Source organism: Microcoleus sp. N9_A2, assembly GCF_036701775.1.
Lineage (GTDB): Bacteria > Cyanobacteriota > Cyanobacteriia > Cyanobacteriales > Microcoleaceae > Microcoleus.
Genome location: NZ_JAUBRH010000108.1, coordinates 1 through 8,708, shown reverse-complemented (window position 1 = coordinate 8,708; position 8,708 = coordinate 1). Strand labels below are relative to the sequence as shown.

The window sequence follows — 8,708 nt, the reverse complement described above, 5'->3', positions numbered from 1 at the left end:
ATGTGTCCTATTTTATGACACTTTGTGCACTCTGCTTACTTTTTTTTCTGTGCTACCCCTACTTATTGAGCCGATACCTTTTCTCCACCAAATATATTAACAACATATAATTTATGGTCGCATCAAATGTATGTGGGTCGGTGTAACTCAAATCAGGAATCACTGAGTTGCCACCTATAATACCGGGTATATGCTCTATCCAGCTCTCTGTATTTTGGTTGACACCTTCTCTAGCAGCATAGGCACAAGCAGCCGCAGCAACATCAGCTATTTGTATGCCCGGAAATTTATCGGATTCCACAAATTGAACTTCTTGGGATAGATTAAATGTACAGGGTTCTTTTACTCCTTGAAAAAAGTCCATATCAATCTTATCCTTTATCCCAATCATAGGATCGAACAGTCTATTGTTTTCTTTGAGTGGTTTACTAACATCACAAAAAACTTTAAGTTGGTTAAACTCTTTTCCCCTGTCACAGAGAATAGACAACAAAGCCGGGTACGAAAGCTCTAAAATCCACTTGCCTATATCAGTTCCTTGTAAAGAGTTTAATTCTTGATTTATTATATCCCTATGATGAATACAGAAAGTCTTTATGCCGTCGAGTATAGGCGAAATATCAGGTGTTTTTGAAGAACTAAAAAGATAGTTAAGTTCTGTGTCCTCCAAACTTCTCATAAGCTTCTGAAAATCGCTAAATATTTTTTCAGCATCCGCGCTCTGACATACAAACTCTACATATAAAATGTTGCTGATAAATCGGTGAAATTTTATATGGTAAAATAGAGAGTTTTTTTCTGATAAAACTGGCTCAAATATATATTCATACAATTTGCAAGCTAAGTTGAATTTTTTATGATAAACAGCTACTTTTATGCGATCCTTAAAATTTATCAATATCTCAGCTATTACCTTTTGACCCTTGGGATATTTAAGAAGGTTTCGACCTTTTAATTCGCCACCTTGTAGCTTATATTTTTGAATTATATTATTTACATATTCTGTAGCTTCTTCATGGTTAATTGCTACACTTGCATAAGCAAAAATAGTGGCTTCTTTGTCAAGAATATCGTTACCAGTGAAACCTGATTCATCGCAGTAAATTTCTTGAATGGTTTGTTTTATAGGGATTCTCCGTTTAATTGTGAAGATTGTGTATTACCAGTTATTTTGGTAATATAACAGGAAATTACAGAAGCATACCACTTCAGAAATGAAACTTAACAGCCTCTTTTCACAAATGAGAATTAACAATAATACAGAACTTGGTATTTGAGTACGCTCAGAAAAATAGCTTGCTATAATAAGACTGTGTGAGCGATCGCACTTATTCCCCAACCCTTCCAGAATCCCAGCCCGATCGCCCGCAACACAATTCAGGAAACGCCGCCTATAATCGAAACTAGCCCCCCATTCTCATCACTTGCAGAACCGCCATGAGTCAAGACAACGAAAAAACTACCTATTCACAGAAAACAGAACGTCTCAGAGTTATCGGTCAGTTTATCAAAACTGTGACACCGATGATTTGGACGATCGTAATTTTAGTAGTCATGATTCCCCTATTAGGTAACTTTCTAATTTCCCAGTCACTAACAAATACCGGAACCACAGCAGTTGTCGTCTCGCCGCCGCACGATTTTAGCAAAGTCAACCAAGACGTTAAAAACGCCATCCAACAATCCCATACAACAGCCGAAACTTTCGCCTCAAAAGAATTGGACAAATGGGAAACCGAAGTAATTGCACGACTAGACAATAGTTTCCTCGATTGGTACTTCGATTACTTCAATCAAAAAAAGATGGAGTTTACCGTACCTTTTAATTTCGTAAAATCTGCCGTACTCAACAGATTTGATATGACAGCAGCTTCTCAAGCTGTTTCCGAAAAATTAACTGAAGACTTTCAAAGAGAATTTGCTAACCGCGTGCTGGTACCCAAAAATGCTCAACTGCGATTTCAATTAATCACTCAAGATACTGCTAATTTGTACATATCAGAAGTTAGCAAAAATGTGAAAGTAGTTCAAAACAATTATAAGATACCGCAAGTACAGTGGGACAAGTATCTGAACGATATTGCCACCACAATTAGCGACAAAGGAAACGTCTCTAATTTATCGTTAAAAGTATTAGTTGGCGGCAGTGGCTACTTAGTTGCTAAACCCTTAATTTTGGGAGTAGCAGCTAAAGTTGGCAGCAAAGTTACCGCCAAAGTTGCCAGCAAAGCCGCCGCCAAGGTAGCCACAAAAACAGGCGGTACAGTTGCTAGTCAGTTGGGAGTAGGTTTAATCGATCCGATTGTCGGTATCGGGATTATCATCTGGGATTTGTGGGATTATAATCACACAGTCAAAGTGGAAAGACCAATTTTGCGGGAACACATTGTAGAATACTTGAAAGATGTCAAAAAGTCACTGCTCACAAATCCTGAAACCGGAATCATGGCAGCAATTTATCAGTTAGAAAGCGGTCTTCTCAAGTCACTTTAATTATTTGGCGTTGCTTAATACAGGTATGAATTGAATAGTTCGGAATTGCCATAAGCCAAGTATCGTGAGTTTTGTAACTTCCGGAAAAAGTTTGTTCATACCGTTAATCAGCAACCTAAAAAAAAGATAAGATAGAGGAACAACTAGAAGAGTTGCAAGATTTGATCGCATATAAAAACATCATAAAATGGAATAAAGCGCAAGCTCTTTAACTCAGGTTAAAAGGATTTGGTTATCGAGAAATAGAAAAAAGATTAGAATTTTCAACAAGTTTTGTTGCCTAAACTCACAGAAAATGCTTGGCCGGGAATCGCGGAATTAAAGTTAAAATATCACGGCTCAACAGATCTCCGCAACCCCTCGAGTTCCTATCTCAACTCGAAACCCAAATATATCAGAAATAGAAAGATATTTGAGGTAGAATTATGATGTAATATTTAAATTTTGGTCAAGTTACTATCGAATATTGAAAGCGGTTAATTAACCTGGCAGAAAGCCAAGGTATAAAAATAGAGAAAACAGCGATAAGTTATTCACAAAAAACGCTATTTCTGCCCCAAAAAATTATCAAAGCAGAAGCCAAAAATAGCAGTAGGATAACTGGTACTGTATCCCTTAAATGAGTGTCAGTCCGTCGCTGAAATACTCCAAAGGAAATGATCGAGCAGGCAGTTGCGATCGCCCCCAGAGAGTAAAATCAAGTAAAATTGCAAGTATTGGTCGATCGACCCCCGTTACTCGACTAGATTTTGATTAAAGGTTTGCTATACTCCAGAAATAGACACATATTAACCTTTGGAAAATCAATAGGCCGGAGCTATGACATCCTATGCAACCTCTACAGCAAGAGCCGAGATGAGTGAGATCCGGCGCTTGAAAAATATACTGCCCCCTGAACTCCAAAGTTGGGTAACAGTAGAAAAAACAATAGAAGTTAATCCTACCCTGATCCGCAGCGAAGAAATAGGCAAAGACCAGGTAGAAATCCAAATAGACCTGATCCGCTGGGAACAGCTAGCAATGGATCAGCGGAACCTCCTATTTTGGCACGAAGTCGCCAGAATCCAAAACGACACCATCCCCAGAGACGGTTGGGAAATGGCAGCCCTCGCCATTGGTTTAGGTGGCGCCGTCGGCGAACTTTGGGTGCAAGACGGCTTGCTGCTGTTACTGGCCCTATCCCTGTGCGGCGTCTCCGGCTGGAGACTTTACCAAAAAAACAACGGAGAGAAAAGTTTAAAAGAAGCAGTAGACGCTGACGAAAAAGCCCTCGCCCTGGCAACCCGCTTCGGCTACACTCTCCCAAACGCCTACAAAAGCCTCGGCAGCGCCTTAAAAACCTTAATCGAGCAAACCTCCAAAAAACAGCAGCGGGCTAAATACGAAGCTCGTCTCCAGGCCCTCAAACGCAACGCAGCCAAGGCCAAAGCCAAAGTCAAACCCATCACCCGCGAAACCTCCCAGTCAGAAAACGTCTACAATTCTTAACCTCATCCCCCGACGTTTGGTGGGGGGATTTTTCAGTTAACGGTTAACTCTTGACTTTCTAGTTAACTGTTAAGCGTTAACTGCGCTTGGTATCCCGCTACAAGACAGACATCGGAATTTTTCCAGACAAAATTAATCGGGCTGAACCGATACAAATCTTGATTCATATCATGTCCGGTGGATTACCAGAACAAAAACGGATCGCCCGTGTCCGATGCAAGTCCTCGGGCTGAGAGCGGACTGAAGTCCGCACTACAAACCTTGCTTATTGCGGTCAATCGAACGGATATGATATCAAAGGTGAAAGTTGGGCGGCGGCTGCGTTCAAAATTTTTCCGCCAAAACAGGGACTGGTAGACTAGATTCTACCTTGGCCTTCGATATCGGGACGATCGACAAGAAGCTTTTTTGACATTTTTGTAAAGTTGCGATAAAGCTAGCCCGGTGGTAAAAACAATATTTGGTAAAGGTGGAGCGGGTAGGACAGAATAGGTTAAAGATATCAGTTTGAAATTTGAAACTAGGACTTCATGGTCAGCCAAATCCCAGAGGCAGAAAATTTTCGGGTTACGTACTTCGACGAGATTCCCTCGGTTCACATACCCGTGCGCTTGAGCGTACTTGAAGCCGTAAACTTCAAAAAAACCTGCCAGCAACTTTTCTCTGAAAGCACCGTTCCCAGCACAATTGTCCTAGACTTCACTCACACGACGTTTATTGACAGTAGCGGAATTGGTGCTTTAGTCAGCAATCTCAAATTTGCCAAACAGCGCGGCAGCGACTTGGTGCTTCGCAGCCTGAAGCCGCAGGTGATGGCTGTATTCGCTCTCACCAGCTTAGATCAAGTGCTGACGATCGAGCAGACCCCTGCCACCTCAACTCCGGCAGAGACCAACTCCCCGGACAATCAGCTACCGATGACGCACCCCTCAGTGCAATCGTTGGTCAAACGGCTGATAGACATCGTTGGAGCAATAGTCGGTTTGGTGATTACAGGAATTTTACTCGTACCCATAGCCGCAGCCATCACCATCAACGATCCGGGCCCGATATTTTTTGCACAAACCCGCTGCGGCTGGATGGGGAGAAAATTTCAGATTTGGAAATTTCGATCGATGTGTACCAACGCCGAAGCCATGAAAGCCCAAATCAAAAACCAGGCTTCTGGCGCATTTTTCAAAAATGACAACGACCCGCGGATTACCAAAGTCGGGCGCATCTTACGCAAAACCAGTCTCGACGAACTGCCACAGTTTTGGAACGTGCTCAAAGGCGAAATGAGTCTAGTCGGCACCAGACCGCCTACTCCAGACGAAGTAGATCGCTACGAAGTCCCTCAGTGGCAGCGTTTGGATGTCAAGCCCGGGATGACTGGCGAATGGCAAGTCAACGGTCGCTCTCAAGTCCGCGATTTTGAAGATGTCATCCGTTTAGATTTAAAATATCAAGAAAACTGGAGCCTGATCTATGACTTGAAACTAATTGTTAAAACCATAACAGTCCTGTTTAACAAAAATAGCGGTGCTGTGTAGGAGTCCTAAACAACTCATTGCGGAACTCTCGGGTGCTGTTGCCGAGGGGCTGCTGGAACTAGAATTCGATATTTAGTTAAGCAGACTCGGTAGCGATCGCTAAGGTACTATTAAGTGTTAAAATTCACACCGAAAAAATGGGCAGCTAGTTGCCAGATATGCGATCGAACTACGAATTAGCAATTTGGCAGTTCTGGTCATGCTCGAATTACGCCACCAGGGTTTTTGATGACGACAAAAACTAACGTATGTTTAGACAAGTACCGATTGCTAACAGGGTGGAAGCTAAAATCACTCCTCGCAAGCTGAATCGGGAATTTTTTCAATTTAAACGCCCTACCAAGGCGGGTTACAGTATCGGAAGTCTCTCATTTGCTGTGCGAGTAAATGGTGCGAAAGGAATGCTCACCTTGAGGCCAAACGGGCTTCTTCAACTCAAGCTTGACTTAACTAATATGTTGCCAAGACCTTGCCCTCCTTTTCCTCTCCCTCCGGCGCTGAGTACAGCGGTGGTGGGGGCCGACCAGGGGGAAGAAAGATGAAAGACAAGCAACCAAAGGCCGAGCCGCACCTTCAGGTTGAAACAGACCTGAATGCTTTAACATCCGTTTTGGAATGGTTGGAGAATATCGTTTTGCCCCTGCTGCCAGCGGATTTCTGGTGGCAGTGCCGGCTGATAATCAACGAAGGCTTTACAAACGCTGTCCGCCACGCTCACCAGAACTTGCCCCCCACGACGCCCATAGACATTGAGGTAAAAGTGTTTGCCGATTACTTAGAAATTAGGATTTGGGACAGGGGTCAACCCTTCAACTTAGAAGCAAAGCTGCACTCGATTATGCAAGAGCAGCGCGATCCTTTGGACAGAGAAGGAGAAAGGGGACTGGTGTTCATGTACAAGCTCACAGACGATCTTCGCTATATCCGTACCGACGATCGCCGCAACTGCCTGGTAATGCGAAAAAACATTATATGAGGGGGCGATACCCGCCCGGTCAGGGCGGCTTCTTTCCCAAGGGGTGGAAGATCCCCCTCGCCCCCTATTGTCCTACCCGGAACCCAACCACATCCTCTGCAATTCTGCGAGTGCACGCGGCTGCAGGACAATTTGCTTCAAACTAAATATTATGCGTATTCTAATTTATTCCTATAATTACCATCCAGAGCCGATCGGCATTGCCCCCCTGATGACAGAACTAGCGCAAGGCCTAGTCAAGCGCGGCCACCAAGTCCGAGTCGTCACAGGAATGCCCAACTATCCGCAGCGCCGGATTTATCCGCAATATCAGGGCAAATTTTACCTCACCGAAGAACACAACGGCGTCACAATTCAGCGCAGCTATCTGCGCGTGAACGGCCCCCACCCCAGCCTCCTAGACCGACTTGTGCTAGACGGCAGTTTTGTCGTCTCCAGCGCCGTCCAAGCATTCAGCGGCTGGCGTCCCGACGTAATTTTCTCGACAATGCCCCCTTTACCGATTTGCGTCCCTGTTGCCTTTTACGGCTGGATTCGCGCTTGCCCGATCGTCCTCAACGTACAGGATATCGTCTCAGAAGCAGCCGTGCGCGTCGGCTTGGTCAAAAAAAACGGACTGCTAGTTCGCATTGCTGACGCTTTAGAAAAATTGGCATACTGCACAGCCAGCCAAGTCAGCGTCATCGACAGCGGTTTTATCAAAAAATTGCACTCTCAGGGGGTACCCCCGGAAAAAATAGTTTGCGTGCCCAATTGGGTCGATGTTAATTTCATTCGCCCCTTACCCAAGGAAAATAACTCATTTCGAGAAACTCACAAACTCAAGGGCAAATTTGTAGTTCTGTATGCTGGAAATATTGCCCTCACTCAAGGCTTGCAAACAGTGGTCAAAGCAGCAGCCCGTTTGAAACACATACCCGAAATCGCTTTTGTAATTGTCGGAGAATCAACAGCACTAGCGCGCTTGCAAAAAGATTGCGAAACTTATAAAGCTACTAATGTAATGTTGCTACCCTTTGAACCGCGAGAAAAATTGCCGGAATTGTTAGCTGCTGCGGATATTAGTTTAGTTGTACAAAAGCGCCGTGTCACTAACTTCAATATGCCTTCAAAAATTCAATTACTTCTCGCCAGCGGCCGGGCAATTTTGGCGTCGGTTCCCGAAACTGGTACAGCCCATAAAGCAATCCAGCAAAGCGGTGGCGGGGTTGTAATAGCGCCGGAAGACGCGGAGGCTTTGGCTGATGCTGTGGAGGATTTGTTCTTAAATCCCGATCGGGTGAATATGTTGGGCGAGCAAGGTAGAAATTATGCTGTTGAGAATTACGGATTTGAGGAAGCTTTGAATCATTATGAGGCTTTATTTGCGGCGGTGGCGGCGAGTCATGCTGAGAAAGTCTTGGCACCGCTGCCAAAGTAATCAGATAATTGAGTTAGTGCAATATGTAGCGATCTTTTGTAGTAAGGACTTTAGTCCCGATCGACTAAAAGGCTGATGAAAGGACTGAAGTCCTCACTACAAATTTGATGATAGTCATGTTATCTGAGATAATATAATTCAATTTTTCGGTATGTTCCTGATTTCGGCAAGGCTTGATTCAGTCCGGTTAGTAATAATAATGCCGCAGATGATCGCCAATGTACTAAAAATATGCACCAACGAAATCGCTTCATCGAGAAACAGCCACGCAGCAATACCGCTAAACACCGGAATCAGGTAATAGATTAAAGCTGTGCGGTTCGGGCCGATTAGGGCGATCGCCTGATTCCATGCCAGAAACGCCACCACCGATGACAGAACCCCGACATAAAGTAACGCCAGGGCGATCGAAGGATTGAACACCACAGGGTGATAAATCCAACATTCCAGCGCATAGAAGGGCGATAAAAACAACAGCCCCAAGCTAAAAGTGCATAAAGTGAAAGTTGTCATCCGCAGGTTGGGCGGCTTGCGCTTTACCAGCATCGTGTAGCCAGCAAAGATGATAGATGCTAACAGCATATACAAATCGCCGATCGCAAACGAAATACTCAGCAGCCTCTCTAACGAGCCTCCCGCGATTAACAGTACAACACCGCTGACTGCGATCGCAATACCGACAGCGCGCGTTAACGAGATAGTTTCTCCGTAAAAGATACGAGCTGTAGTTTAGACTAAAAAATGAGCACAGCTAGAAGTAGCCACCTTTGAATCTCAGGCAAGCTGTTGCTCAAAAACT

At 44.3% G+C, this 8,708-nt stretch carries 8 protein-coding genes; 6 read left to right on the top strand and 2 right to left on the bottom strand.

The window, feature by feature from the left end; all coding sequences use genetic code 11:
* Positions 1-58: 58 nt before the first annotated feature.
* Positions 59-1,105 carry a DUF3800 domain-containing protein gene (locus QUA44_RS29605; RefSeq protein ID WP_333310075.1) on the bottom strand — a complete coding sequence of 349 codons (1,047 nt, stop codon included), beginning with the start codon at positions 1,103-1,105 and terminating at the stop codon, positions 59-61.
* A gap of 332 nt (positions 1,106-1,437) precedes the next feature.
* Between QUA44_RS29605 and QUA44_RS29600 the strand changes: the two genes are divergently transcribed.
* The 5 genes from QUA44_RS29600 (at position 1,438) to QUA44_RS29580 (ending at position 7,909) form a co-directional block, all read left to right on the top strand.
* A complete protein-coding gene (locus tag QUA44_RS29600) occupies positions 1,438-2,493 on the top strand; it encodes a hypothetical protein (protein WP_333257233.1) in 1,056 nt (351 codons plus the stop codon).
* A gap of 819 nt (positions 2,494-3,312) precedes the next feature.
* Entirely contained in the window at positions 3,313-3,981 is a 669-nt protein-coding gene (locus tag QUA44_RS29595; RefSeq protein ID WP_015178535.1) for a DUF3318 domain-containing protein, read from the top strand.
* Positions 3,982-4,511: 530 nt separating this feature from the next.
* Positions 4,512-5,513, top strand: coding sequence for a sugar transferase (locus QUA44_RS29590; protein WP_333257235.1), 1,002 nt, complete (start codon positions 4,512-4,514; stop codon positions 5,511-5,513).
* Between the two features lie 538 nt (positions 5,514-6,051).
* Complete coding sequence (locus QUA44_RS29585) at positions 6,052-6,489, top strand: ATP-binding protein (RefSeq protein ID WP_333257238.1); 438 nt, start codon at positions 6,052-6,054, stop codon at positions 6,487-6,489.
* A gap of 151 nt (positions 6,490-6,640) precedes the next feature.
* Positions 6,641-7,909, top strand: a complete 1,269-nt coding sequence (locus tag QUA44_RS29580) for a WcaI family glycosyltransferase (RefSeq protein ID WP_333257241.1) — start codon at positions 6,641-6,643, stop codon at positions 7,907-7,909.
* Positions 7,910-8,047: 138 nt separating this feature from the next.
* Here QUA44_RS29580 and QUA44_RS29575 read toward each other — a convergent pair whose 3' ends face one another.
* A complete protein-coding gene (locus QUA44_RS29575) occupies positions 8,048-8,491 on the bottom strand; it encodes a DMT family transporter (protein ID WP_333257243.1) in 444 nt (147 codons plus the stop codon).
* Here QUA44_RS29575 and QUA44_RS29570 point away from each other — a divergent pair.
* Positions 8,472-8,621, top strand: a complete 150-nt coding sequence (locus QUA44_RS29570; protein ID WP_333257245.1) for a hypothetical protein — start codon at positions 8,472-8,474, stop codon at positions 8,619-8,621. The genes QUA44_RS29575 and QUA44_RS29570 overlap by 20 nt on opposite strands.
* Positions 8,622-8,708: the final 87 nt, after the last annotated feature.